Annotated in this window: 22 protein-coding genes and 1 pseudogene; 11 read left to right on the top strand and 12 right to left on the bottom strand. The window is 63.6% G+C overall.

What is annotated here, in order from left to right; all coding sequences use genetic code 11:
* Positions 1-157: 157 nt before the first annotated feature.
* The 9 genes and pseudogenes from NKJ40_RS23575 to NKJ40_RS23535 all read right to left on the bottom strand — a co-directional run bounded on the left by NKJ40_RS23575 (position 158) and on the right by NKJ40_RS23535 (position 7,439).
* Complete coding sequence (locus NKJ40_RS23575; protein ID WP_352468105.1) at positions 158-376, bottom strand: hypothetical protein; 219 nt, start codon at positions 374-376, stop codon at positions 158-160.
* Positions 377-450: 74 nt separating this feature from the next.
* A pseudogene (locus tag NKJ40_RS23570) lies at positions 451-729 on the bottom strand (NADPH-dependent FMN reductase); the annotation flags it as partial.
* Between the two features lies 1 nt (position 730).
* Positions 731-1,351, bottom strand: a complete 621-nt coding sequence (locus tag NKJ40_RS23565; RefSeq protein ID WP_352468102.1) for a pyridoxamine 5'-phosphate oxidase family protein — start codon at positions 1,349-1,351, stop codon at positions 731-733.
* A gap of 91 nt (positions 1,352-1,442) precedes the next feature.
* The gene (locus NKJ40_RS23560) at positions 1,443-2,108 is read right to left on the bottom strand and encodes a septation protein A (RefSeq protein WP_352468104.1); all 666 of its coding nucleotides are present in this window, start codon (positions 2,106-2,108) and stop codon (positions 1,443-1,445) included.
* 60 nt (positions 2,109-2,168) lie between these two features.
* Positions 2,169-3,926, bottom strand: coding sequence for a signal recognition particle-docking protein FtsY (gene ftsY, locus NKJ40_RS23555; protein ID WP_352468101.1), 1,758 nt, complete (start codon positions 3,924-3,926; stop codon positions 2,169-2,171).
* 11 nt (positions 3,927-3,937) lie between these two features.
* The gene (gene mtaB / locus NKJ40_RS23550) at positions 3,938-5,239 is read right to left on the bottom strand and encodes a tRNA (N(6)-L-threonylcarbamoyladenosine(37)-C(2))-methylthiotransferase MtaB (RefSeq protein ID WP_352468100.1); all 1,302 of its coding nucleotides are present in this window, start codon (positions 5,237-5,239) and stop codon (positions 3,938-3,940) included.
* Positions 5,239-6,123 carry a diaminopimelate epimerase gene (gene dapF, locus NKJ40_RS23545; protein WP_352468099.1) on the bottom strand — a complete coding sequence of 295 codons (885 nt, stop codon included), beginning with the start codon at positions 6,121-6,123 and terminating at the stop codon, positions 5,239-5,241. Before dapF ends, mtaB begins: the two co-directional genes overlap by 1 nt.
* A 74-nt stretch (positions 6,124-6,197) precedes the next feature.
* Complete coding sequence (locus NKJ40_RS23540; protein WP_031195454.1) at positions 6,198-6,359, bottom strand: DUF1328 family protein; 162 nt, start codon at positions 6,357-6,359, stop codon at positions 6,198-6,200.
* Between the two features lie 69 nt (positions 6,360-6,428).
* On the bottom strand, positions 6,429-7,439 hold the full coding sequence (locus tag NKJ40_RS23535; RefSeq protein WP_352468098.1) for an MBL fold metallo-hydrolase: 1,011 nt from the start codon (positions 7,437-7,439) through the stop codon (positions 6,429-6,431).
* A gap of 305 nt (positions 7,440-7,744) precedes the next feature.
* Here NKJ40_RS23535 and NKJ40_RS23530 point away from each other — a divergent pair, with 305 nt between their 5' ends.
* Both NKJ40_RS23530 and zapE read left to right on the top strand, forming a co-directional pair.
* Positions 7,745-8,284, top strand: coding sequence for a protease inhibitor Inh/omp19 family protein (locus NKJ40_RS23530; RefSeq protein ID WP_352450179.1), 540 nt, complete (start codon positions 7,745-7,747; stop codon positions 8,282-8,284).
* Between the two features lie 143 nt (positions 8,285-8,427).
* Entirely contained in the window at positions 8,428-9,630 is a 1,203-nt protein-coding gene (gene zapE, locus NKJ40_RS23525) for a cell division protein ZapE (protein WP_352468096.1), read from the top strand.
* Between the two features lie 34 nt (positions 9,631-9,664).
* Here the strand turns inward: zapE and NKJ40_RS23520 are convergent, their stop codons facing one another.
* Complete coding sequence (locus NKJ40_RS23520) at positions 9,665-10,093, bottom strand: GNAT family N-acetyltransferase (RefSeq protein ID WP_352468095.1); 429 nt, start codon at positions 10,091-10,093, stop codon at positions 9,665-9,667.
* Positions 10,094-10,325: 232 nt separating this feature from the next.
* Between NKJ40_RS23520 and mdh the strand changes: the two genes are divergently transcribed.
* The 9 genes from mdh to lpdA all read left to right on the top strand — a co-directional run bounded on the left by mdh (position 10,326) and on the right by lpdA (position 21,061).
* Positions 10,326-11,294, top strand: a complete 969-nt coding sequence (gene mdh, locus NKJ40_RS23515; RefSeq protein WP_352468094.1) for a malate dehydrogenase — start codon at positions 10,326-10,328, stop codon at positions 11,292-11,294.
* Between the two features lie 41 nt (positions 11,295-11,335).
* Complete coding sequence (gene sucC / locus NKJ40_RS23510) at positions 11,336-12,529, top strand: ADP-forming succinate--CoA ligase subunit beta (protein ID WP_352468093.1); 1,194 nt, start codon at positions 11,336-11,338, stop codon at positions 12,527-12,529.
* A gap of 4 nt (positions 12,530-12,533) precedes the next feature.
* Positions 12,534-12,905 (top strand): cupin domain-containing protein, encoded by a 372-nt coding sequence (locus tag NKJ40_RS23505; RefSeq protein WP_352468092.1) that lies wholly within the window; start codon positions 12,534-12,536, stop codon positions 12,903-12,905.
* A gap of 64 nt (positions 12,906-12,969) precedes the next feature.
* Positions 12,970-13,872, top strand: coding sequence for a succinate--CoA ligase subunit alpha (gene sucD, locus NKJ40_RS23500; RefSeq protein WP_352468091.1), 903 nt, complete (start codon positions 12,970-12,972; stop codon positions 13,870-13,872).
* A gap of 126 nt (positions 13,873-13,998) precedes the next feature.
* The gene (locus tag NKJ40_RS23495; RefSeq protein WP_352468090.1) at positions 13,999-16,986 is read left to right on the top strand and encodes a 2-oxoglutarate dehydrogenase E1 component; all 2,988 of its coding nucleotides are present in this window, start codon (positions 13,999-14,001) and stop codon (positions 16,984-16,986) included.
* A 48-nt stretch (positions 16,987-17,034) separates the two neighbouring features.
* The gene (gene odhB, locus NKJ40_RS23490; RefSeq protein ID WP_352468089.1) at positions 17,035-18,333 is read left to right on the top strand and encodes a 2-oxoglutarate dehydrogenase complex dihydrolipoyllysine-residue succinyltransferase; all 1,299 of its coding nucleotides are present in this window, start codon (positions 17,035-17,037) and stop codon (positions 18,331-18,333) included.
* A 23-nt stretch (positions 18,334-18,356) separates the two neighbouring features.
* Positions 18,357-18,884 (top strand): hypothetical protein, encoded by a 528-nt coding sequence (locus NKJ40_RS23485; RefSeq protein WP_352468088.1) that lies wholly within the window; start codon positions 18,357-18,359, stop codon positions 18,882-18,884.
* On the top strand, positions 18,881-19,636 hold the full coding sequence (locus tag NKJ40_RS23480) for an SDR family oxidoreductase (RefSeq protein ID WP_352468087.1): 756 nt from the start codon (positions 18,881-18,883) through the stop codon (positions 19,634-19,636). Before NKJ40_RS23485 ends, NKJ40_RS23480 begins: the two co-directional genes overlap by 4 nt.
* A gap of 18 nt (positions 19,637-19,654) precedes the next feature.
* Entirely contained in the window at positions 19,655-21,061 is a 1,407-nt protein-coding gene (gene lpdA / locus NKJ40_RS23475) for a dihydrolipoyl dehydrogenase (protein ID WP_352468086.1), read from the top strand.
* Between the two features lie 917 nt (positions 21,062-21,978).
* On the opposite strand, the gene NKJ40_RS23470 is transcribed toward lpdA, so the two are convergent.
* Positions 21,979-23,046 carry a TraB/GumN family protein gene (locus tag NKJ40_RS23470; RefSeq protein WP_352468085.1) on the bottom strand — a complete coding sequence of 356 codons (1,068 nt, stop codon included), beginning with the start codon at positions 23,044-23,046 and terminating at the stop codon, positions 21,979-21,981.
* Positions 23,047-23,131: 85 nt separating this feature from the next.
* The gene (locus NKJ40_RS23465) at positions 23,132-24,070 is read right to left on the bottom strand and encodes a tyrosine recombinase XerC (RefSeq protein WP_352468084.1); all 939 of its coding nucleotides are present in this window, start codon (positions 24,068-24,070) and stop codon (positions 23,132-23,134) included.
* Between the last annotated feature and the right edge of the window lie 90 nt (positions 24,071-24,160).

Below are 24,160 nucleotides of genomic sequence, written 5' to 3'. Positions count from 1 at the left end.
CCGATGCTGGCCTCCACTCCAGCCAGCATCTTGAATCACAAAACAGATAAATCTGGAATCCCCTTTGATTCCGTCAAAGGGGGAACCGCTCTAGGGTCTGCGCCGCGTCGCTTCGCTCCTTGCTCCGCCCTAGGATGACGAAAGCACGGTCCGGCGTTCACCGCGAGCGGATGAACTCCGCGAAGGCGGATAGGGTATCGCGCATTGTCTGCCTACTTGCCGGTTCCGCCAGAATTTTCTCTACCTCCGGCGGTCTCTTGCCGAGCAGCGCGATTTCGAGCGCTGCTTCCTCATAGAGCGCGAAAGACATTGTCCGCATGATCTCGACCAATGCGGCGCGGGCAAACAGCGAGCGCGGCGAGGCGTGGACCAGCATGGCCGGCTTGCGACGGCTGCATCGCGCGACACCAGCCAGTCGAGCACGTTCTTCAGGCCGCCTGGCACACCGTGGGCATATTCCGGGCAGGAGACGATGACGCCGTCAGCGGCGGTGACCGCATCGATCAGCACTGCTGCTTGCGGAGGCGTCCGCTCGCCTTCATCGTCGGGGTTGAAAATCGGCAGTCGGCCAAGCCCATCGTAGACGGAGACGTGACAGTCCGGCGGCGCGTTTTGCGCGAGTGCCGCGAGCAGGGCGGAATTGGTCGAGGCGGCGCGCAGGCTGCCCGAGATGGCGAGGATGTTGAGCAAAGGAATGGAGACCGGCCTGGGCGATTCGTTGCCGGGCACGCTACCACATGGTTTCCCTGTATTCCTCGTCCAGCCAGCGGTCGGTCGCCTCGGCCGAATCGGCGAGCGCCAACTGGTCGCGCAGGATCTGGCCGAGCGTTGGCAGCGTCGCGCGGTCGTACCAGCTCTCCGGCTTCCACAGTTCGGAGCGCATGAAGGCCTTGGCGCAATGCATGTAGGCAGCCTTGACCGTCACCACGACGACGCTTTGCGGTGCCTTGCCGTCGACCGCCAGCCGCTCACGCAATGCCGCATCGACGGTGATGCGGGCATCGCCATTGACACGTAGCGTTTCGTTCATGCCGGGAATGAGGAAGAGCAGCCCGACCGAGGGATTGAGAAGGATGTTCTCCAGCGTGTCGAGCCGGTTGTTGCCAGGCCGGTCGGGGATGGCGATGGTCTTCTCGTCGAGCACTGTTACGAAGCCCGGTCTGTCGCCCTTCGGCGTCACATCGGCATTGCCGGCGCCGTCGGACGAGCCGATCAGCACGAAAGGGCTCTTGCCGATGAAGGAACGGCAGTGGCCATCCAGGGCCTTCAGCTCCTTGCGGATCGAGCCGTCAGTCGGCCGAGGCGTCTTGTAGATCGTCCTCAACTCGTCGCGCGTGGCGATGAATTCCATGCCCCTCTCCTCTTATTCTGACGCAATTCCCTAGGGAAAGCGCTACGCGCTTTTCCCGGGAAAACCGCTACACACCTTTCCTGGAATTGCTCTATTTGCCGGCCTTCTCTTCCTTGCCGGCCTTGTCCTCGAGTGAATGCCGCAGGATCAACGGCATTTGGCTTAACGTGAAGACAAGTGTAATGGGAATCGTGCCCCAGACCTTGAAATAAAGCCAGGCTTCCTCAGAAAAGTTGCGCCACACAACCTCGTTCAGCGCAGCCAGAAAAAGGAAGAAGAGCCCCCATCGGAAAGTGAGCTTGCGCCAGCCTTCGGCGTCGAGGTTGAAGGCGGAATCAAAGACATAGCCCAACAGCGATCTGCCAAACGCCAACCCGCCAAGCAGCGTGATGCCGAACAGGCTGTTGATGATTGTCGGCTTCATGAAAGCGAAGGTCTTGTCCTGCAGCCACAGCGCCAGCGCGCCAAAAACAAACACCACGATGGCCGAGACCAACGGCATGATCGGCCAGCTGCGCGTCAAAATCCACGAAACGCTGAGCGACAGCGCCGTCGCCACCATAAAGAACGCTGTGGCGATCAGGATAGGCTCGCCGATATGGCCGAGGATCGGAAACTTCCCGACAAGCCACGCACCGCGGATGGTGGTGAAAAAGAACACCAGACCAGGCCCGAGTTCGAGCAGGAATTTCAGGCCGGGGTTCAACGCCTTGCGTCGCGGATCGGACGGGTCGCCTTCGAGGATGGGTGGGTTCATAGCGTCCTTCTTACGCATGATCCAATCCAAAAAGCCTGCAACTTTTCGGGATCATGCTCGTCAAGCCACGCCAGCGATCGCCCTAGCGAATTCGCTTGCGGAAAAGGGTTCGAGGTCGTCGACCTGTTCGCCGACGCCGATGAAATAGACCGGCAATTTGTGCTTTGCCGCGATCGCCACCAGAATACCGCCGCGCGCCGTGCCGTCCAGCTTGGTCATCACCAGGCCGTTGACGCCGGCGACATTGCGGAAGATCTCGACCTGGTTGAGCGCGTTCTGGCCGGTGGTGGCATCGACCGTCTGCAGAACGGTGTGCGGCGCTTCCGGATCGAGCTTGCCCAGCACCCGGACGATCTTTTCCAGTTCCGCCATCAGTTCGGTCTTGTTCTGCAGACGCCCGGCGGTGTCGATGATCAGCACGTCGGAGCCGGCCTCCTTCGCGCGCTCGAATGCGTCGTAGGCGAGGCCGGCGGCATCGGCGCCGAGCTTCGAGGCAATGACCGGCGAGTTGGTACGCTCGCCCCAGATCTTCAACTGCTCGATCGCGGCTGCGCGGAAAGTGTCGCCGGCGGCGAGCATCACCGAGAGGCCGCCATCGGTCAGCTTTGCTGCCAGCTTGCCGATGGTCGTTGTTTTCCCCGTGCCGTTGACGCCGACCACCAGGATGACATGCGGCTTGTGGCTGAGGTCGAGCTCCAGCGGCATGGCTACGTGGGTCAGCACCTTTTCCACCTCGGCCGCCATGATGGTGCGGACTTCCGTGTCGGAGACGTCCTTGCCGTAGCGGCTGGCGGAGAGCGCGTCGGTTACGCGCAAAGCCGTCTCCATGCCGAGATCGGCGCGGATCAGCACATCCTCCAGGTCCTGCAGCGTGTCCTCGTCGAGCTTCCGCTTGGTGAAGACGCCGGCGATGTTGCCCGACAACTCCCGGGAAGAGCGGGCAAGCCCGTCTCGCATGCGCTGGAACCAGGAACGCCTCGGCGCCGGTTCGGGCGCCTTCCGCGGCTCGGCTTTCTGCTCGACCTTCTTAGTTACGGTCACCTTACCGGGGGCGGGTTTTGGCTCCGGCGATGGTTGCGGAATGGCCTCTGGTTCGGGCGCGATCTCGGTCAAGACCGGTTTCGTTTCGACCGGGGCGGGCTGGCGGATTGGAGGCGGGATTTCGGCCGGCGGCGCTTCGGGCGCTGGTGGCGTGACTTCGGCCGCGGGTGCCGCGTCTTGCGCAGGTTGGAGCTGCCCTTCACCCTTACCCTCTCCCCGTGAGGTACGGGGAGAGGGGGGCGTCAGCGTTGCAGCTTCTTCTTCGGCGTCCGTGGAAGGGGCTTCTGCGTTACGATCAGCCCCCTTCTCCCCGTCACTATACGGGGAGAAGGTGCCGGCAGGCGGATGAGGGGCAGCGCCAGCTTCCGTGGACAGAGGCTCTGGCTGAACGATCTCCGGCTGCTCCGGCTCAGGAACTGGCTCGGGAGCGACGGGTCCGGCCGGAATCCCCTCCGGCTCTTCAGCAGGCGTTTCCGGCTCCGGCTGGATGTCTGGCTCGGGTGGAATGGTCGGCGGCGGTTCGGGCTTCGGCTCTTCCGCGGGCGCCGGTTGCGGTGCCGGAGGCAACTGTGGTTCGACTGGCGGTGGAGGTACAGCTTCGACTTCGGGCCGCGGCTCTTCGCGTTTCAAAAACTCCGGGACGGCCTGCTCGGCGGCCGGCTTCAGCGCTTCCAGTTCATCCCATTTGATCGGCGGCAGCGGTGCGGCCTCGTCGGGCCGCTCCTCGACGACTTCCTTCTTGCCGAACGAAAATATCTTCTTGAAGAACCCAGCCATGTCTTGCGCTCTCAGGCGGCGCGGGCGGCAAGCGGCGCGGCGATCAGTCTGATACCGTCATCGCCGGCGATATCAGCCTCGACGATGTCGCCCGGCGCGCCCGCCGACAACACGGCCAGCGTAAACCCTTCGGTGCGACCGAGCCCGTCGCGCTCGACCAGGATCGACTGATGCGTTCCAGCGAGCGAGGCAAGATGGCGGCGGTAGGCGGCCTCGCCGGCGGCGCGCAGGTGTGCCGCGCGTTGCTTGACGACGTCGCGGCGGAGCTGCGGCATGCGCGCGGCGGGCGTGCCCTGGCGCGGCGAAAACGGGAAGACGTGGAGATGCGTCAGGCCGCATTCCTCGACGATCTCCAGCGAGTTTTCGAACATGGCGTCCGTCTCGGTCGGGAAGCCGGCGATGATGTCGGCGCCGAAAACGATGCCGGGGCGCAGTTTGCGCACATCCTCGCAAAAGCGGATCGACTGGTCGCGGCTGTGCCGGCGCTTCATCCGCTTCAGGATCATGTCGTCACCCGATTGCAGCGACAGATGCAGATGCGGCATCAGCCTCGGCTCGGTGGCGATGGCGTCCAGCAGATCGTCGTCGGCCTCGATCGAATCGATGGAGGAAAGCCGCAGGCGTTTCACGTCCGGCACCTGCTTCAGGATGGTCTTGACCAATTTGCCGAGCTTCGGCGCGCCCGGCAGATCGGCGCCAAAACTGGTCATGTCGACGCCGGTCAGCACGATCTCGGCATAACCATTGCCGACGAGTCGCTTGACCTGCTCGACCACGGCGCCCATTGGCACAGAGCGCGAATTGCCGCGACCGTAAGGAATGATGCAGAAGGTGCAGCGGTGGTCGCAGCCGTTCTGCACCTGGACGAAAGCGCGCGCCCGGCCCTCGATGGCGTCGACCATGTGGGCGGCCGTCTCGCGCACCGAAAAGATATCGTTGACGCGCGCCTTCTCGGTGTCGTTGACGCCGAAATCCGGCAGCGCGCGATAGGAATGCGCCCTGAGCTTCTCCTCATTGCCGAGGACGAGATCGACCTCGTCCATGGCGACGAAATCCTGCGGGCCGATCTGCGCGGCGCAGCCGGTGACGATGATGCGGGCGGCCGGGTTCTCACGGCGGGCTTTTCTGATCGACTGCTTGGCCTGGCGCACCGCCTCGCCGGTGACGGCGCAGGTGTTGAAAATGATGGCGCCGCCTTCGAGCCTACCGAGGCCGGCACTTTCGGCTTCGCGCCGCATCACCTCGGATTCATAGGTGTTCAGCCGGCAGCCGAAGGTGACGACCTCGATACCCTTGTTGCCAAGAGGAGCCATCAGGCGGCGCTTTCGGTGTCGCGCGCCCACGCCCCGGTCGACGGATCGAAGCAGCCGGAAAATTCCCATTCGGCGGCACCGGTGAGGATGACGTGGTCGTCGTCGCGCCACAGGACGTGCAGCGAGCCGCCGCCGGGCGTCATCAGCGTGACGCTGCGGCCGGTGCGCCGGGTGCGGGCCGCGGCGACCACGGCGGCGCACGCGGCCGAGCCGCAGGCCTTGGTCAGGCCGGCGCCGCGCTCCCAGGTGCGGATGGCCATGGTCTCCGGCGAGGTCACCTGCGCGATGGTGATGTTGGCGCGCTCGGGGAAGATCGGGTGGTTTTCGAGCAGCGGGCCGAAGCGCTCGAGCTCGTAGGACCAGACGTCGCGGTCGACCCAGAAGATGGCGTGCGGATTGCCCATCGAGACAACGGAAGGCGAATGCAGTACCGGCGCATCGATCGGGCCGATCTGCAGCTCGATCATGCGGGTGTCGCGAAACTCCTCGGCCAGCGGGATGTCCTGCCAGCCAAAGCGCGGCTTGCCCATGTCGACCGAGATCATTCCGTCGGCATGTTCCTCGGCATTGAGGATGCCGGCGACTGTTTCAAAGGCAAATGTCTTCTGGCCGGTCTCGGCCGCGAGCGCCCGGACGACGCAGCGCATGCCGTTGCCGCAGGCTTGCGCACTGGTTCCGTCGGAATTCAAGATGTCGATGAAAAAGGCGGTGCCCGGCGTCCTGGGGTCGTGGATCGCCATGATCTGGTCGAACCTGGTCGCCGCATCGGCATTAAGCGCGACGGCTGCCGCAGGCGTCACGCGATCGGCACGCCCACGCATATCGGCAACGATGATTTCGTTGCCGATGCCGTTCATCTTGGCGAAAGGGGCCGCGCTTGCCATCGATCGAAAGGTCTCTTGCCGGTTTGGCGCCTATATGGCGGATAGCGGCAGAAATTACCAGCGCGGCGTGATTTTCAAGTCACCGCGAAGACGCCAAGCACGATCAGCAGGAAGATGATCAGCACGATCCCGATGAGGATGCGCGCGCCGGTGGCGGCGGCTCCGGCCAGTGCCGGCATGCCGAGCAGGCTCGCCGCGGCCGCGATAATCAAAAGAATGATGATCCACCTGATCATGAGAGACACCTCGCAGCCGACAGGTTTGAACACCTACAAACGTCTATGTGACGCCTTAGGTTCCGCCGGCTAGACCGCCGGCACGTCCCAGACTTCGCCCGGCCGCAAGGCGCGAAAACGTTGCCGCGGCAGGCCGGCAGCATCGAGCGCTTCGCCGAGCTTTCTGGGCGGCTCGTCGATCGACTCGTTGGTGAGCCGGAACGTGCCCCAGTGACAGCCGGCGGCATAGGCGGCGTTGCACAAAAGCATGCCTTGCACCGCCTCTTCCGGATCCTGGTGATGAGGCGCCATGAACCAGCGCGGCTCGTAGGCGCCGATCGGCAGGATGGCGAGGCGGAAGCCGCCGTGCTTTTGCGCCATCAGCCGGTAATTGATGCCGCCGTGGAAGCCGGTGTCGCCAGCGAAATAGATCTTTGCGTCGGGTGTCTCGACGACGAAACCCGCCCACAGCGCCATGCGCCGGTCGCGAGTACCGCGGGCCGACCAGTGGTGCACCGGCTCGACATAGACGGTGACGCCATCGCCGATATCGACCCGGTCGCCCCAGTCATGCGCGGAAAGCCGCATATGGGGCACGGCAGAGCCGATGATCGTGTCGTTGCCGAGCGGCGTCAGCAGCAGCGGGTCGTGTCTTGTCTTCAGGCGCTTCAGCGTGGCGAGGTCGAGATGGTCGTAATGGTTGTGGCTGACCAGCACGAGGTCGATCGGCGGCAAATGCGAAAAGGCGATGCCCGGCGGATTGACGCGTTTCGGACCGGCGAAGGAGAGCGGCGAGACGCGTCGCGACCAGACCGGGTCGGTCAGGATGTTCAGGCCGGCTGTCTGGACGAGCAGCGAGGAATGACCGACCATGGTGAGGCGCAGCGCAGAACCATCAATGCGCTCGACCGGTCTTGCCGGTGGAAACGGGCTCGGATCCGCCGCCGGCCATTTCGAGCGCTCGCGGCTCAATTGCCATTTCAACAGATCGGCAAAGCGACCCGGCGGCCGTCCGTCGGGATTGAAGAACAAGGTGCCGTCGAAATGATCGCTGGGCGGCCCGCTGTAATAGCGGTTGGCGGCTCTCTTTCTCGCGGCCAAGAAATCGGCTCCCTGCAGTTTGCTGATCGCCAAGAGATAATGCCGGAGCCGGCCCGCGCAAGCATTTGAGGTGAACGCCAAGGTTTTGGCGCCGGTGCGCCGTATCGTATCGACCCGGAGGTGCCGGCCAACGGCCAAGGCGTAACGCAATTCAGGCAATGTGCATTTTGCGACAAATTTGCAACATTAGCGGCGCAAACCGTATTTTAACCATATCGGGTTGAAATTTCGCCACCTTCTCCATCTTGGTGAGGGGGACATTGCGCGGACGGCACCCCCCAGCCGGATCCGACGGAGGTTGAAGAATGAAATTTTCGAAAACCGGCCTGCTGGCCGTATCGCTGGCCGCGCTCGTTGCGAGCGGCTGTTCAACCTCACGGTTCACATCGATGGACGAGCAGCAGCCGGCGCCGCTGGAAGCTGCGCCCGCCGGCAAGGTGACCGCAAACCAGCTGCCGCCGCCGGCGACACCCGGCCCGGCCGATCCGTCGAAGTTCCCGACCGCGCCGCAGAACACCCAGGTCGCCTCGCTGCCGCCCGATGGGACGGCGCCGGCCGGTGCGGCCGACCTCACCGCCTCAAGCGTCGCCGGTGTGTGGAAGGCAAGCGTATCCGGCCAGAGCTGTCAGGTGGCGACGCCGCAGACCAAATTCGGATCGGGCTACCGCGCCGGACCGCTGCATTGCCCGGCGCCGCTCGACGGCATCAAATCTTGGAACGTCGCCGGCAAACAGCTGACGCTCTTTGACGAGAACGGCGGCACGCTGGCACGGCTCTATTCCTCGGGCGGCGAGAAATTCGACGGCCAGACTTCCAACGGCCTGCCGATCTCGCTTACAAGGTAAGAGAACGGCCCCCATTGTTACGCAATTCCGGACAGAAAACCGCTACACACTTTTCTTGGAATTGCTCTCTTTTGTTTTTTACGCAATTCCGGACAGAAAACCGCTACACACTTTTCTTGGAATTGCTCCGGACGACGTGACCGATGCATCTGCGTGACGGCCTCCAGACCCATGCGACCGTCAAGCAGCGCTACGACCATCTGGTCGAGACGGGCGCCATCGGGCGCGACCCGGCGCAGGAGCGGATCGCCGCTGCGCTCGACCGGCTGATCGACGAAATATCGGCCAAGCGGCTGGCGCATAAATCAAGCGCGCTGGGGTGGCTGTTCGCCCGCAAGCGCGAGGTGCACCAGGCGGTCAGGGGCCTCTATATCCATGGCGGCGTCGGCCGCGGCAAGACCATGCTGATGGACATGTTCTTCGAGCTGCTGCCGGCGCGGCGCAAGCGCCGGGTGCATTTCAACGACTTCATGGCCGACGTGCAGGACCGCATCCAGAAGCACCGGCAGGCTCGCAAGAACGGCACGGCCAAGGAGGACGACCCGATCCCGCCGGTGGCGCGCGCGCTGGCCGAGCAAGCCTGGGTGCTGTGCTTCGACGAGTTCTCCGTCACCGACATCGCCGATGCGATGATCTTGTCCAGGTTGTTTTCGGCGTTGTTTGCCAATGGCGTGGTGCTGGTCGCCACCTCCAATGTCGCGCCGCAGGATCTCTACCGCGACGGCCTGAACCGTCAGCTGTTTTTGCCGTTTGTCGCTATGCTGCAGCGCCACGCGCAGGTGCTGGCGCTTGACGCCGACAAGGATTACCGCCTCGACAAGCTCAGCCACATGCCGGTCTACATCACCCCCGCCGATGCCGCCGCTGACCATGCGCTCGACGACGCGTGGGCTGTGATGACGCATGGCAGGCCGACGGCCGAGACGATGCTGACGGTTAAGGGCCGGCACGTCGTAGTGCCGCGTGCTGCCGGCGAGGCGGCGCGGTTTTCCTTCGCCGATCTCTGCGAGAGGCCGCTCGGCGCCCGCGACTATCTTGCCATTGCCAGCCGCTTCTCGACCATCTTCATCGATCATGTGCCAGTGCTCGGCGAGGGCAAGCGCAACGAAGCCAAGCGCTTCATCCTGCTGGTCGATACGCTCTACGATCATCATGTACGGCTGGTGATGAGCGCCGCGGCACCGCCGGCGCAGCTCTATACGGCCAAGCGCGGCAACGAGGTCTTCGAGTTCGAGCGCACCGCATCGCGGCTGATCGAGATGCAGAGCCACGACTGGCTGGAGGACTGGGCGGAGAGGCAGAGGGCGCAGGGATCATCGACGGAGGCACGGCAGGCTCAGGCGTGAGGGATAGTACAGAAGGGGCCGCTGCCGCCGGCGCCTATAATCGATAAACATACATGACGAACCCCTCCGACGGCCCATGCGGCTCTTTTCGCGACTCGTAAAATTCGCGAGCGGCAACATTGTCCGGCTCGGTGCCGACCCACGCCTCCTCACAGCCATGCTCGCGACCGAGTGCGAACATGGCGCCGAGCATCCTCGTCGCAATGCCCTGGCGTTGAAAGGCCGGCGCCACGCCGATCTCGTCTATGTAGAGTTCGCTCACCTTGTCCGGGTGGCGGTGGACGACGGCTGCGCATTGGCCAACGACGATGCCGTCGGCGAGGGCTACGACCATGAAATGACCGGGCTCCGCGAGATAGGCGGAGAGCCGATCCGGCCTGACCGGCTCGTCGAAGACTTCGTCGGCAACCCGCATCACAAGGGCGTCATCGCCAAGAAACAGCCTTCTGATTTCCAGTGCCATTGTGTAGAATTCCTCTAGTCGGCTTCAGAACTTTTACATTTACGTAAGTCCCATTGTTTCTAACCGATTGAAATTACTCACTCCAAAATAATCGTTTGAATTTTTATGCGGCCGGGGCTATTGCGTGCGGCGAATTTCGCGGTTCCGCAGCATTCCGGCCTCTTCCTCCGACGCCGTCATCAAATCGTCAAGGATTTGGGCGCCGTCATAGTCAAAGGGAAAACATCCTGACATGGCACGCAACAAGATAGCGCTCATCGGCTCGGGCATGATCGGCGGCACCCTCGCCCACATGGTCGGCCTCAAGGATCTCGGCGACGTCGTGCTGTTCGATATCGCCGAAGGCATCCCGCAAGGCAAGGGGCTGGACATCGCGCAGTCGTCGCCGGTCGATGGGTTCGACTCCAGGCTGACCGGCGTCAACGACTATGCCGGCATCGAGGGCGCCGACGTCTGCATCGTCACCGCCGGCGTGCCGCGCAAGCCCGGCATGAGCCGCGACGATCTTCTGGGCATCAATCTGAAGGTGATGGAGCAGGTCGGCGCCGGCCTCAAGAAATACGCGCCGAAAGCCTTCGTCATCTGCATCACCAATCCGCTCGATGCCATGGTCTGGGCGCTGCAGAAGTTTTCCGGCCTGCCGAAGAGCCATGTCGTCGGCATGGCCGGCGTGCTCGACAGTTCGCGCTTTCGCTATTTCCTGGCCGAGGAATTCAAGGTCTCGGTCGAGGACGTCACCGCCTTCGTGCTCGGCGGCCACGGCGATTCCATGGTGCCGATGATCCGCTATTCGACGGTTGCCGGCATCCCGCTGCCCGACCTGATCAAGATGGGCTGGACCTCAAAGGAGCGGCTCGACCAGATCGTGCAGCGCACCCGCGACGGCGGCGCCGAGATCGTCGGCCTGCTCAAGACCGGCTCGGCCTTTTACGCGCCGGCCGCTTCGGCCATCGCCATGGCCGAAGCCTATCTCAAGGACAAGAAGCGGGTGCTGCCCTGTGCGGCGTATCTTTCGGGCCAATATGGCGTCAAGAACACCTATGTCGGCGTTCCCGTGGTGATCGGCGCCGGCGGCGTCGAGCGTATCATCGAGATCGAACTCGCGAAGAGCGAGCAGAAGATGTTCGACAGTTCGGTCGCAGCGGTGCAAGGCCTGTGCGATGCCTGCGTCAAGATCGCTCCGCATCTCGCCACCAAATAAGCCGGCAACCAAGCCCGCCAAGCAAGCTGGAGACATAGCGCATGAACATCCATGAATACCAGGGCAAGGCGCTGCTGAAGGGCTTTGGCGCACCGGTGGCCGAGGGCGTGCCGGTGTTCAAGGCGAGCGAGGCGGAAGCCGCCGCCAAGGCGCTGCCCGGCCCGCTCTATGTGGTCAAGAGCCAGATCCATGCCGGCGGCCGCGGCAAGGGCAAGTTCAGGGAGCTCGGCCCCGATGCCAAGGGCGGCGTCAGGCTGGCGAAGTCGGTGGCCGAGGTCGTCGCCAACGCCAAGGAGATGCTCGGCTATACGCTGGTCACAAAGCAGACCGGCCCGGCCGGCAAGCAGGTCAACCGGCTCTATATCGAGGACGGCGCCGACATCGAGCGCGAGCTCTATCTGTCGATCCTGGTCGACCGCTCGGTCGGGCGCGTCGCCTTCGTCGTCTCGACCGAGGGCGGCATGGACATCGAGGCGGTCGCCCACGACACGCCGGAAAAGATCGTTACCGTCGCCATCGACCCGGAAAAGGGCGTGACGGCCGACGATGTGAAGACGCTCAACGCCGCACTGAGGCTCGACGGCGACGCCGCCAAGGATGGCGCGACCCTGTTTCCGATCCTCTACAAGGCATTTGTCGAGAAGGACATGAGCCTGCTCGAGGTCAACCCGCTGATCGTCATGAAGAGCGGCCGGCTGCGCGTGCTCGACGCAAAAGTGTCGTTCGACAACAACGCGCTGTTCCGCCACCCGGACGTGCTCGAATTGCGCGACACCACCGAAGAGGACGAGAAGGAGATCGAGGCGTCGAAATACGACCTCGCCTATGTCGCGCTCGACGGCAATATCGGCTGCATGGTCAACGGCGCCGGCCTTGCCATGGCGACGATGGATATCATCAAGCTCTACGGCGCCGAGCCCGCCAACTTCCTCGATGTCGGCGGCGGCGCGTCCAAGGAAAAAGTGACGGCGGCGTTCAAGATCATCACCAAGGATCCGGCGGTCAAGGGCATTCTGATCAACATCTTCGGCGGCATCATGAAGTGCGATATCATCGCCGAGGGCGTTATCGCAGCGGTCAAGGAGGTCGGCCTGCAGGTGCCGCTGGTGGTGCGGCTGGAAGGCACCAATGCCGAGCTCGGCAAGAAGATCATCAACGACAGCGGGCTGAACGTCGTGTCGGCCGATGACCTCGATGATGCGGCTAAGAAGATCGTGGCGGCGGTGAAGGGCTGAGCCTGTGCCTCCGCATAAGATAAACCTCGTCGAGGCGGCCGATGCGAAGATCAAGAAGGTGTTCGATCCGCATATTGCCGGCGACGTCAACGATTCCCAGGTCAAGATCGCCAAGTTCGGCGACGTCTTCGACTGGCATGCGCACGACAATGAAGACGAGGCCTTCCTGGTGCTGCGCGGCCGCATCGCCATCGATTTCCGCGACGGCACGGTGGAGCTTTCCAGCGGCGAGTTCATCGTCGTGCCGCGCGCCGTCGAGCACCGGCCGCGCTCGCTGAGCGAAGAACCTGTGGTGTTGATGTTCGAGCCGGCGACGACGCTCAACACCGGCAATGCCAACAGCGACCTCACGGTCGCCGACCTCAAGCGATTGTGACCACGGCGGCTATGACCAAGAGCGCGCGGCCTTCCCCGATCAACGGTTTTTGAAAAGGACCACCATGTCCATTCTCGTCGACAAGAACACCAAGGTGCTGGTGCAGGGCCTGACCGGCAAGACCGGCACGTTCCATACCGAACAGGCGCTGGCCTACCACGGCACCAAGATGGTCGGCGGCATCCATCCCAAGAAGGGCGGGGAGACGTGGACCGGCGTCAAAGGCGAGAGCCTGCCGATCTTCGCGACGGTTGCCGAAGGCAAGGCAAAAACCGGCGCCAATGCTTCCGTCGTCTACGTGCCGCCGGCGGGTGCTGCCGAAGCGATCCTGGAAGCGATCGAGGCCGAGATCCCGCTGATCGTCTGCATCACCGAGGGCATACCGGTGATGGACATGATCAAGGTCAAGGCGAGGCTCGACCGCTCGAAATCGCGGCTGATCGGACCGAACTGCCCCGGCGTGCTGACCCCCGACGAATGCAAGATCGGCATCATGCCCGGCAACATCTTCCGCAAGGGCTCGGTCGGCGTTGTTTCGCGCTCGGGAACGCTTACCTATGAGGCGGTGTTCCAGACCACCAATGTCGGCCTCGGCCAGACCACCGCCGTCGGCATCGGCGGCGACCCGGTCAAAGGCACGGAGTTCATCGACGTGCTGGAGATGTTCCTCGCCGACGACGAGACCAAGTCGATCATCATGATCGGCGAGATCGGCGGATCGGCCGAGGAAGACGCCGCGCAGTTCCTCAAGGACGAGGCAAAGCGCGGCCGCAGCAAGCCGATGGCCGGCTTCATCGCCGGGCGCACCGCGCCGGCGGGCCGCACCATGGGCCATGCGGGCGCAGTCATCTCCGGCGGCAAGGGCGGCGCGGAAGACAAGATCGCGGCGATGGAATCGGCCGGCATCAAGGTTTCACCATCGCCGGCCCGGCTGGGTACGACCCTGGTCGAGGCGATCAAAGGTTAGGGGAGTAAGGGAGTACGGGAATAGGGGAGTCGGGAACAAGACGAGGGCATTTGCCCTACTCCCTTACTCCCCTATTCCCGTACTCCCCTCCAACAAAGGAGACGAAGCAAAGGCTTCGACAGTGACATGGCAAGACAAGATCAGGCCAACGACCAGTTTTCGCTTACCTCTTTCCTCTATGGCGGCAATGCCGATTATATCGACGCGCTCTATGCCGCCTATGAGGACGATCCCGCGTCGGTCGATCCCGAATGGCAGGACTTCTTCGCGGCACTGAAGGACGACGCCGGCGACGTGCGCAAGAATGCCAAGGGCGCGTCATGGGCCAAGCCCTCCTGGCCGATGCAGGCCAATGGCGAGCTTGTCTCGGCGCTGGACGGCAATTGGGGCCTGGTCGAAAAGCACATCGAAAAGAAGGTCAAGGACAGGGCGGTCGGCAACGGCGCAGCGCTTTCCGACGCCGACGTACATCAGGCGACGCGCGATTCCGTCCGCGCCATCATGATGATCCGCGCCTTCCGCATGCGCGGCCACCTGCACGCCAATCTCGATCCGCTCGGCATTGCCAAGCCGCTCGAGGATTATAACGAGCTGTCGCCGGAGAATTACGGCTTCACCGAAGCCGACTACGACCGGCCGATCTTCCTCGACAATGTGCTCGGGCTGGAATTCGGCACCATCCGGCAAATGCTCGACATCCTGACCCGGACCTATTGCTCGACGCTCGGCGTCGAATTCATGCATATTTCCGACCCAGAGGAGAAGGCCTGGATCCAGGCGCGCATCGAGGGCACCGACAAGGAGATCTCCTTCACCGCAGTCGGCAAGAAGGCGATCCTGCAGAAGCTGGTCGAGGCGGAAGGCTTCGAGCAGTTCATCGACGTCAAGTATAAGGGCACCAAGCGCTTCGGCCTCGATGGCGGCGAGTCGCTGATCCCGGCGCTGGAGCAGATCATCAAGCGCGGCGGCCAGCTGGGCATGAAGGAGATCGTGCTCGGCATGGCGCATCGCGGCCGGCTGAACGTGCTGTCGCAGGTGATGGCCAAGCCGCACCGTGCCATTTTCCATGAGTTCAAGGGCGGCTCGGCCGCGCCCGACGAGGTCGAAGGCTCGGGCGACGTGAAGTACCATCTCGGTGCCTCGTCGGATCGCGAGTTCGACGGCAACAAGGTGCATCTGTCGCTGACCGCCAATCCCTCGCATCTGGAAATCGTCGATCCGGTGGTGATGGGCAAGGCGCGCGCCAAGCAGGACTATCTGTTCGGCCGCAGCCGCGAAGAGATCGTGCCGCTGGAAGAGCGCGCCAAGGTGCTGCCGCTGCTGTTGCATGGCGACGCCGCCTTTGCCGGCCAGGGCGTGATTGCCGAAATCCTCGGCCTGTCGGGCCTGCGCGGCCACCGCGTCGCCGGCACGCTGCATTTCATCATCAACAACCAGATCGGCTTCACCACCAACCCGCGCTTTTCGCGCTCGTCGCCCTATCCGTCCGATGTGGCCAAGATGATCGAGGCGCCTATCTTTCACGTCAATGGCGACGATCCGGAAGCTGTGGTCCATGCGACCAAGGTGGCGATCGAATTCCGCATGAAGTTCCACAAGCCTGTCGTGGTGGACATGTTCTGTTACCGCCGCTTCGGCCACAATGAGGGCGACGAGCCTGCCTTCACCCAGCCGATCATGTATCGCAAGATCCGCAACCAGAAGACGACGGTGCAGATCTATGCCGACCGGCTGATTTCCGAAAGCCACATCACCCAGGTCGAGTTCGAAAAGATGAAGGCCGATTGGCGGGCGCATCTCGAGCAGGAATTCGAGGTCGGCCAGCATTACAAGCCGAACAAGGCGGATTGGCTGGACGGCGCGTGGTCCGGCCTGCGCTCGGCCGACAACCAGGACGAACAGCGGCGCGGCAAGACCGCCGTGCCGGTCAAGACGCTGAAGGAGATCGGCAAGAAACTGACCGAGGTGCCGAAGGATTTCGAGGCGCACAGGACGATCATCCGCTTCCTCGACAACCGCCGCCAGGCGATCGAGTCCGGCGAAGGCATCGATTGGTCGACGGCCGAGGCGCTGGCCTTTGGCGCTATCCTGCTCGACGGCAATCCGATCCGGCTGTCCGGACAGGATTCGGAGCGCGGCACCTTCTCGCAGCGCCATTCCGTGCTCTATGACCAGCGCGACGAGACACGCTACATCCCGCTCAACAATCTGTCGGCGGCGCAGGCCGGTTTCGAGGTCATCAACTCGATGCTGTCGGAAGAGGCCGTGCTCGGCTTCGAATATGGCTACTCGCTGGCCGAGCCGAAGGCGCTGACGCTGTGGGAAGCGCAGTTCGGCGACTTCGCCAACGGCGCCCAGGTGGTGTTCGACCAGTTCATCTCGTCGGGCGAGCGCAAATGGCTCAGAATGTCGGGCCTGGTCTGCCTGCTGCCGCACGGCTATGAAGGCCAGGGGCCTGAGCATTCGTCGGCCCGGCTCGAGCGCTTCCTGCAGCTTTGCGCCGAAGACAACATGCAGGTCGCCAACGTCACGACGCCGGCCAATTACTTCCACATCTTGCGCCGGCAATTGAAGCGGGACTTCCGTAAGCCGCTGATCCTGATGACGCCGAAGTCGCTGCTGCGCCACAAACGGGCGGTATCGACGCTGCCGGAGATGTCGGGCGAAAGTGCCTTTCACCGGCTGTTGTGGGACGATGCCCAGCTATTGTCTGGACAGGCCATCAAGCTCACCAAGGATTCGAAGATCCGCCGTGTCGTGCTCTGTTCGGGCAAGGTCTATTACGACCTCTACGAGGAGCGCGAGAAGCGCGGCATCAACGACATCTATTTGCTGCGCGTCGAGCAGCTCTATCCGTTCCCGGCCAAGGCGCTGATCACCGAACTGTCGCGCTTCCGCAATGCCGAGATGGTGTGGTGCCAGGAGGAGCCCAAGAACATGGGCGCCTGGTCGTTCATCGATCCGTATCTCGAATGGGTGCTGGCGCATATCGACGCCAAGCATCAGCGGGTGCGCTATACCGGCCGGCCGGCTGCCGCTTCGCCGGCGACCGGATTGATGTCGAAGCATCTCGCCCAGCTTGCCGCCTTGCTCGACGACGCGCTCGGTGAATAAAACAGAACTGGGCGGATAAAACAGAACCGAAAGAAACGGACAGGCACAATGGCAACCGAAATCCGCGTCCCGACACTTGGTGAATCCGTCACCGAGGCGACCATCGGCAAATGGTTCAAGAAGGTCGGCGATGCGATCGCCGCCGATGAGCCGCTGGTCGAGCTGGAAACCGACAAGGTGACGGTGGAAGTGCCGGCCGCCGCCGCGGGCACGCTCGCCGAGATCGCCGTCAAGGAAGGCGAGACAGTCGGCGTCGGCGCGTTGCTCGGCACGATTTCGGCAGGCGCCGGCGCAGCAGCCAATGCCGCCGCTCCGGCGGAGAAACAGGATGCGGTGTCGCAGGCCTCGGCTCCGACGGCGGCCTCGAGCGTCAAGCAGGCCGCGGCCGAGACGGCCAAGATCGCCGGCGACGCCGGCGCGATCGAGACACGCACCATGCCGCCGGCGCCGTCGGCAGCAAAGCTGCTGGCCGAGCACAATCTCGCGGTCGACCAGGTGTCGGGCTCGGGCAAGCGCGGCCAGGTGCTGAAAGGCGACGTGCTCGACCTGATCGCCAGGGGCGCGCCGTCGCAGCCGGCAGAAATGCCGAAGGCCGCCCCTGTACCGGCACCCGTTGCCGCGCGTGCACCGTCCCCGGCCGACGATGCATCGCGCGAGGAGCGCGTGCGCATGACCAAGCTGCGCCAGACCATCGCGCGCCGCCTCAAGGAAGCGCAATCGACTGCCGCCATGCTGACCACCTTCAACGAGGTCGACATGAGCGCGGTGATGGCGCTGAGGAGCAAATACAAGGACGTGTTCGAGAAGAAGCACGGCGTGAAGCTAGGCTTCATGGGCTTCTTCACCAAGGCGGTCACCCATGCGCTGAAGGAGATACCGTCGGTCAATGCCGAGATCGACGGCACCGACATCATCTTCAAGAACTACGCTCATATCGGCGTTGCCGTCGGCACCGAGAAAGGCCTCGTCGTGCCGGTTGTGCGCAATGCCGACCAGATGTCCATCGCCGAAATCGAGAAGGACATCGGCAGGCTGGGGCTTGCGGCGCGCGACGGCAAGCTGTCGGTTGCGGATATGCAAGGCGGCACGTTCACGATTTCCAACGGTGGCGTTTACGGGTCGCTGATGTCGACGCCGATCCTCAATGCGCCGCAGTCGGGCATTTTGGGCATGCACAAGATCCAGGAGCGGCCGATGGTGGTCGGCGGCCAGATCGTCATCCGGCCGATGATGTATCTGGCGCTGTCCTACGACCACCGCATCGTCGACGGCAAGGAAGCGGTGACCTTCCTGGTGCGGGTCAAGGAAAGCCTGGAGGATCCTGAGCGGCTGGTGCTCGACCTCTAGGGGCGGCCGACGTGAGCCGGAGCATGGATCTGCGCCGTCGGATGAATTCCTCTCGTTTCCGGTCCGGTTTGTTTGTCACAATCTGCGCACTCGGCGTGCAGACGGTCTCCGCGGCCCTCGCCGCCTGCCCGCTCGAGCTCGCCGTCTATGGCGATCCTGAGAACGCCGCCGAGATCGATTTCAGGCCGACCATGGAGTCGGCCGCCGTCACCAACACCTTCAAGATGGTGCTCGACAAGGGCGTCGTGCTCGACGGCATCGTCATGTGGACGGAGGGCGTGGCGCGGCCGCATGGCTCGCTGATGTACAAATGCCCGGCTGGCGACGTCACCGGCGACGAGCTCGCCGCCTGCACCGTGTGGGAGGGCGTCATCTACACTGCCGACGACCAGGGCGATATCGCGTTGCTGCCGGGCGAAGGAAAGGATGCGCCGAAGAAGCTGATCCTTCCCGACTTGGGAGCGTCGTTGCAGATGTCGGCGGCCTATGGCGCCAACGGCTTTTCCAAGGTGCCCTGGGACGTCTTTGCCCTGAAGGGATGTCAGGAATGAGCGCAAGCGGAAAAATCCTGCTGGTGACCGGCGGCAGCCGCGGCATCGGCGCCGCTACATGCAGGCTTGCCGCCAAGCGCGGCTACCGCATTGCGGTCAATTACGCGTCGAATGCAAAAGCAGCCGAAACGGTGGTCGCCGACATCGAGGCCGCTGGCGGAGAAGCCTTCGCAGTCAAGGCCGATGTCGGCAGCGAGACGGACGTGTTGGCCATGTTCGAGGCTGTCGATGCCCGTTTCGGTCGGCTCGACGCGCTGGTCAACAATGCCGGCGTGGTCGACCAGAGCGCGCGTGTCGACGAGCTTAGCGCTGCAAGGCTGGAGCGGATGATGCGCATCAATGTGATCGCGCCGATGCTTTGCGCCCGCGAGGCGGTGAAGCGCATGTCGACCAGGCATGGCGGCAAGGGCGGCGCGATCGTCAATGTTTCTTCGATCGCGGCAAGGCTTGGCGGGCCGGGTCAATATGTCGACTACGCCGCCACGAAGGGCGCGGTCGATTCCTTCACCATCGGGCTTGCCCGCGAAGTGGCCGGCGAAGGCATTCGTGTCAACGCGGTCAGCCCGGGCATCATCGACACAGAAATTCATGCCTCCGGCGGGCAGCCGGATCGCGCCGAGAGAATGCGCAAGGTGGTGCCCATGCAGCGCGTCGGCACGGCCGAGGAAGTCGCAGCGGCAATTCTCTGGCTGCTGTCGGACGAGGCGTCCTACACAACAGGCGCCAATCTGGAAATCGGCGGCGGCCGGTAAAGCAAAAGGGACATTATCATGGCCTATGACGTCGTTATCATCGGATCGGGACCGGGCGGCTATGTCTGCGCCATCAAGGCGGCGCAGCTCGGTCTGAAGACGGCGGTGATCGAAAAGAACCCGACCTTCGGCGGTACCTGCCTCAACATCGGCTGCATCCCGTCGAAGGCGCTGCTGCATGCGTCCGAGATGTTTGCCGAGGCCGGCCATTCCTTCGACGCGCTCGGCGTCGAGATCGGTGCGCCCAAGCTCAACCTTGGGAAGATGATGGCGCACAAGGATGCGACGGTGACGGCCAACGTCAATGGCGTCGCCTTCCTGTTCAAGAAGAACAAGATCGACAGTTTTCGTGGCACCGGCAAGGTGGTTGCGGCCGGCAAGGTGTCGGTGACCTCCGATGACGGCAAGGTCGAGGAGATCGAGACCAAGAACATCGTCATCGCCACCGGCTCCGACGTCGCCGGCATTCCCGGCGTCAAGGTCGATTTCGACGAGAAGGTGATCATCTCGTCGACCGGCGCGCTGTCGCTGGACAAGGTGCCGGGCCATCTGGTGGTGGTCGGCGGTGGTGTCATCGGTCTGGAGCTCGGCTCGGTATGGGCGCGGCTCGGCGCCAAGGTCACCGTGGTCGAGTTCCTCGACACCATCCTGGGCGGCATGGATGGCGAGGTCTCCAAGCAGTTCCAGCGCCTGCTGTCGAAGCAGGGCTTTGAGTTCAGGCTGGGCGCCAAGGTGACCGGCGTCGCCAAGGCCAAGAAGGGGGCGACGGTCACCTTCGAGCCGGTCAAAGGCGGAGCGGCCGAGACGATCGAGGCGGACGCGGTGCTGATTGCGACGGGACGACGGGCCTATTCGGACACTCTCGGGCTGAAGGAGGCCGGCGTCGACGTCGATGAGCGCGGCCGGGTCAAGACCGACGGCCATCTCAGAACCAACGTGCCCGGCATCTACGCCATCGGCGATGTCATCGCCGGGCCGATGCTTGCCCACAAGGCCGAAGACGAGGGCGTGGCGGTGGCCGAAACCATCGCCGGCCAGGCCGGTCATGTGAACTATGAGGTGATTCCGAGCGTCGTCTACACCACGCCGGAAATCGCCTCGGTCGGCAAGACAGAAGAAGAATTGAAGAAGGCCGGCATCGACTACAAGGCCGGAAAATTTCCGTTCAGCGCCAATGGCCGGGCGCGCGCCATGCTGCACACCGACGGCTTTGTGAAAATCCTGGCCGACAAGGCCAGCGACCGCGTGCTCGGCGTCCACATCGTCGGCTTCGGCGCCGGCGAGATGATCCACGAGGCGGCCGTGCTGATGGAATTTGGCGGCTCGTCGGAAGACCTAGCCCGCACCTGTCACGCCCATCCGACAATGTCGGAGGCGGTAAAGGAGGCGGCACTGGCGACGTTCTTCAAGCCCATCCATATCTGAGCAAACGCGGTGAATCGCAAACCTTAGAGATTGGCTGAAACATCCGCGCTTCGTCATCCCAGGGCGGAGCAGGAGCGAAGCGACGTCGCGGAGACCCTGGGATCCATGCCGTTACCTAGCGCCAGTGTTCCGGCGAACCAGAATCGAGTGCCTCTTCACATCGGCTGGTAACCGTTCCGCCCCGGGATGACGAAGCCATCGACGGCTGCTCCCAAAAACAAAACGGCCCGCCTTTCAGCGGGCCGTTCATATATTAAATCAGCAGTCTGATTACTGAGGGGCCGGTGCTGGTGCCGGGGCCGGGGCCGGTGCTGGTGCCGGGGCCGGGGCCGGCGCTGGCGCAGGGGCCGGAGCGGGTGCAGGTTCTGCCGGAGCGGGAGCCGGAGCGGGTGTTGCCGGAGCTGGCGCAGGAGCCGGTTCGGCTGGCTTCATCGGCTCGGCAGGTGCTGGAGCCGGAGCCGGTGTGCTGGCTGCGGGCGGTTCGGCAGGCGCAGGTGCCTCGCTACGTCTTCCAAAAACATAATAGGCGACAATTGCCAGGATAACGACGACCAGGGCAATCAGCCAGCCGCTGCCGCCGCCGCGTGGCCGTGCGGTACCCGGTGAGGTGAATGGGTCGTTCGGATTGGGTGTGTTCGCCATAAAAGTGTCCTCCGTGGATGAAAAACATCAAGTAATAGCCATCAACGTACAATCGTTGAATCGGTTTCACATTAGGCGTTGAAAACGCCGAAAACAGGGCAATTCTGATCCGGAATCGCTTGCAGGCATGCATTTCCACCGCAAAATGGGTTCGATCGAGCCAAACCGAACCTTTTTCAGTTTCTTGGACGAAGCGCGGCCGGTCCGCCGTCGCGCCACGGGTAAGGGCTGATCCCGCCTTGGCAATGATTCGGTGTCCAACTCCGCCGTGTTGTTCAGTTGACGACGGTCACGGTATAGCCGGCCTTGCGGAAACCCTCGACCAAGCCTTGCGCGCCGGGAAGGTGCATGGCGCCGACCGCCATGAAGACATTGCCGTGGGCGAGGATCGGCGCGGCACGATCGACCATCACCTTGTTGCGGCTGGTGATCATGGTCTGCTCGAATTCGGCGTAACCCGATTGGTCGTCGACCTGTTCGGGAATGACGGTCCGAAACAGCGGTACGTACATGCCAGTGTCGCCACGCCGGTAAAGCACGATCATGGTTTCGTTGACGTCGTTCACCTTGTCGCCAAGCTTCAGCGTATCGACCAGCCCCTTCAGGTGAAAGGCGATCGGCAGCGAAGCCATCGCGCGCAGCTGGTCGGCGATTGTCTCCAGCCCCTCGACTGATTTGCCCGAAGCCTCGGCGTCCTTGGCAAGCTTGACGTCGAGCACCGGCGCGCCGCCAGCCTGGCGGGCGACTTCGCATGCAGGCAGCGCCACCATCGCCGACAGCAACCAGGGTTTCATCTTGGCGACGGTCGCTGGCGGGATGCCACGCGCATCGAGCGCCTTGTTGACCACCGCCGCATCGTCCGGCGACAGCAGCGACGAAAGCGTCGTCTTGTCGGTGAACATCATCAGATCCGGCTCTTTCAGCAGTGCGGCCATCATCTTCTGCTTGTCGAGCACTTCGGTGGTCTCGATGACGACGGTTCCAGCTGCATCGAATGCCTTTTGTGCGGCGGGCGGCAGCGTGGTGACGCGCGGGTCGGTAACGTGCATGGTGCCGAACAGGAAGGACGGTTTTTCGCCCGATTTTTCGAGCTTCCACAGCAGGCCCTTGCCGTTCGGCGTCGCTGCCGCGTCTGCCTCGATCTTGCGGTAGGCAGCCGGGTCGTCCTTGAGCAGCGCGCTCAGCATATCGCTACCGGCGCAGGCCGGGGTCTCGGCGCGTGCCTTGCCCGCGGCGAGCAGCGCGACGATGAGGAAAGAGAGAAAAAACAGGGCGTTGAGCGCGACGAGCAGCTTCAGCGACACATGGGTTGCGCGGTCGGCGATGGCGATGAGGCGTTTCATGCTGCGGTTCTAGGCGCAAAAAGCGGCAAAACGGTTAATCGGCGCATCAAAATTGTTGCGAGATGGTCACCGATTCAAGCGTCCATCACGCGCGAGGATGAGCTGCTTCGTAAATCTCGAGCAGCCTCGCGGTGTCGACGCCGGTGTATATCTGGGTTGTCGACAGGCTGGCGTGGCCGAGCAGCTCCTGGATGGTGCGCAGGTCGCCGCCGCGCCCAAGCAGATGCGTGGCGAAGGAATGGCGCAGCGCATGCGGCGTCGCCGTGTCGGGCAGGTTGAGCGCCGAGCGCAGCTTGGCCATGTCGCGCTGGACGATCGCCGGGTTGAGCGGACCGCCGCGGGCACCGCGAAACAGCAGGCCCTTGGGATCGAGATGATAGGGACACAAGCGGCGATATTCGGCAATCGCCCGCAGCGCCACCGGCAGCACTGGCACCAGCCGCGTCTTGTCGCCCTTGCCGGTGACGCGCAGCACGGTCTCACCAGGCGAGGACAGATCGGCGCCCGACAGCCCGAGCGCCTCGGAAATGCGCAGGCCCGACCCATAGAGCAGGGTCAGCACGGCGGCGTTGCGGGCGGCGATCCACGGCTCCTCCGCCAGCTGGCCTTCTACCGAGACAACGTGTTTTGCATCGCTTGCGGTCAGCGGCTTGGGCAGCGATTTCGGCTGCCGCGACGCGCGCAAGGCTGCCGCACCCGCCGCATTGGCGAGGCCGCGCCGTTCCAGGAAACGCAGCAGCGAGCGGATGCCAGCCAGCCCGCGTCCGAGCGTGCGGGCGCCGGCGCCCTCGGCACGGCGGGCAGCGAGAAAGCCGCGCAAATCGGCCGGGCGCAGATCGGCGATGTCGGAAATGCCGGGCGAGCCGCCGCAATGGCCGGTCAGGAAATGCAGGAACTGGCGCGTGTCGCGTTCATAAGCCTCGACGGTTTCGGGCGACAGCCGGCGTTCTCGCGCCAGCATCTTCAGCCAGGCCTCGCGCGCCGCCTGAAGATCGGGTTTCGCCGGTATGAGGAATTCCTGCATTGCGCTCTTCCAGTTCCCCGCCATCTTCCGGCACGCGGGTTAGGAAGCGGTGAAGAGCGGCGTCATTGAAATGACGACGGGCTGGGGTTA

Origin of the sequence: Mesorhizobium sp. M0119, assembly GCF_040322615.1 — a bacterium.
Classification (GTDB): Bacteria; Pseudomonadota; Alphaproteobacteria; order Rhizobiales; family Rhizobiaceae; genus Mesorhizobium.
This window is presented reverse-complemented; position numbering and strand designations above follow the sequence as displayed.

Bases quoted from the DNA above. Each gene is read 5' to 3' on its own strand.
- NKJ40_RS23495 (WP_352468090.1), top strand. From the start codon at position 13,999: ATGGCAAGACAAGATCAGGCCAACGACCAGTTTTCGCTTACCTCTTTC.
- sucC (WP_352468093.1), top strand. From the start codon at position 11,336: ATGAACATCCATGAATACCAGGGCAAGGCGCTGCTGAAGGGCTTTGGC.
- NKJ40_RS23540 (WP_031195454.1), bottom strand. From the start codon at position 6,359: ATGATCAGGTGGATCATCATTCTTTTGATTATCGCGGCCGCGGCGAGC.
- zapE (WP_352468096.1), top strand. From the start codon at position 8,428: ATGCATCTGCGTGACGGCCTCCAGACCCATGCGACCGTCAAGCAGCGC.
- sucD (WP_352468091.1), top strand. From the start codon at position 12,970: ATGTCCATTCTCGTCGACAAGAACACCAAGGTGCTGGTGCAGGGCCTG.
- odhB (WP_352468089.1), top strand. From the start codon at position 17,035: ATGGCAACCGAAATCCGCGTCCCGACACTTGGTGAATCCGTCACCGAG.
- dapF (WP_352468099.1), bottom strand. From the start codon at position 6,123: ATGGCAAGCGCGGCCCCTTTCGCCAAGATGAACGGCATCGGCAACGAA.
- NKJ40_RS23465 (WP_352468084.1), bottom strand. From the start codon at position 24,070: ATGCAGGAATTCCTCATACCGGCGAAACCCGATCTTCAGGCGGCGCGC.
- NKJ40_RS23485 (WP_352468088.1), top strand. From the start codon at position 18,357: ATGGATCTGCGCCGTCGGATGAATTCCTCTCGTTTCCGGTCCGGTTTG.
- NKJ40_RS23520 (WP_352468095.1), bottom strand. From the start codon at position 10,093: ATGGCACTGGAAATCAGAAGGCTGTTTCTTGGCGATGACGCCCTTGTG.
- NKJ40_RS23470 (WP_352468085.1), bottom strand. From the start codon at position 23,046: ATGAAACGCCTCATCGCCATCGCCGACCGCGCAACCCATGTGTCGCTG.
- NKJ40_RS23575 (WP_352468105.1), bottom strand. From the start codon at position 376: ATGCTGGTCCACGCCTCGCCGCGCTCGCTGTTTGCCCGCGCCGCATTG.
- mtaB (WP_352468100.1), bottom strand. From the start codon at position 5,239: ATGGCTCCTCTTGGCAACAAGGGTATCGAGGTCGTCACCTTCGGCTGC.
- mdh (WP_352468094.1), top strand. From the start codon at position 10,326: ATGGCACGCAACAAGATAGCGCTCATCGGCTCGGGCATGATCGGCGGC.
- NKJ40_RS23565 (WP_352468102.1), bottom strand. From the start codon at position 1,351: ATGGAATTCATCGCCACGCGCGACGAGTTGAGGACGATCTACAAGACG.
- lpdA (WP_352468086.1), top strand. From the start codon at position 19,655: ATGGCCTATGACGTCGTTATCATCGGATCGGGACCGGGCGGCTATGTC.
- NKJ40_RS23530 (WP_352450179.1), top strand. From the start codon at position 7,745: ATGAAATTTTCGAAAACCGGCCTGCTGGCCGTATCGCTGGCCGCGCTC.
- NKJ40_RS23480 (WP_352468087.1), top strand. From the start codon at position 18,881: ATGAGCGCAAGCGGAAAAATCCTGCTGGTGACCGGCGGCAGCCGCGGC.
- ftsY (WP_352468101.1), bottom strand. From the start codon at position 3,926: ATGGCTGGGTTCTTCAAGAAGATATTTTCGTTCGGCAAGAAGGAAGTC.
- NKJ40_RS23560 (WP_352468104.1), bottom strand. From the start codon at position 2,108: ATGAACCCACCCATCCTCGAAGGCGACCCGTCCGATCCGCGACGCAAG.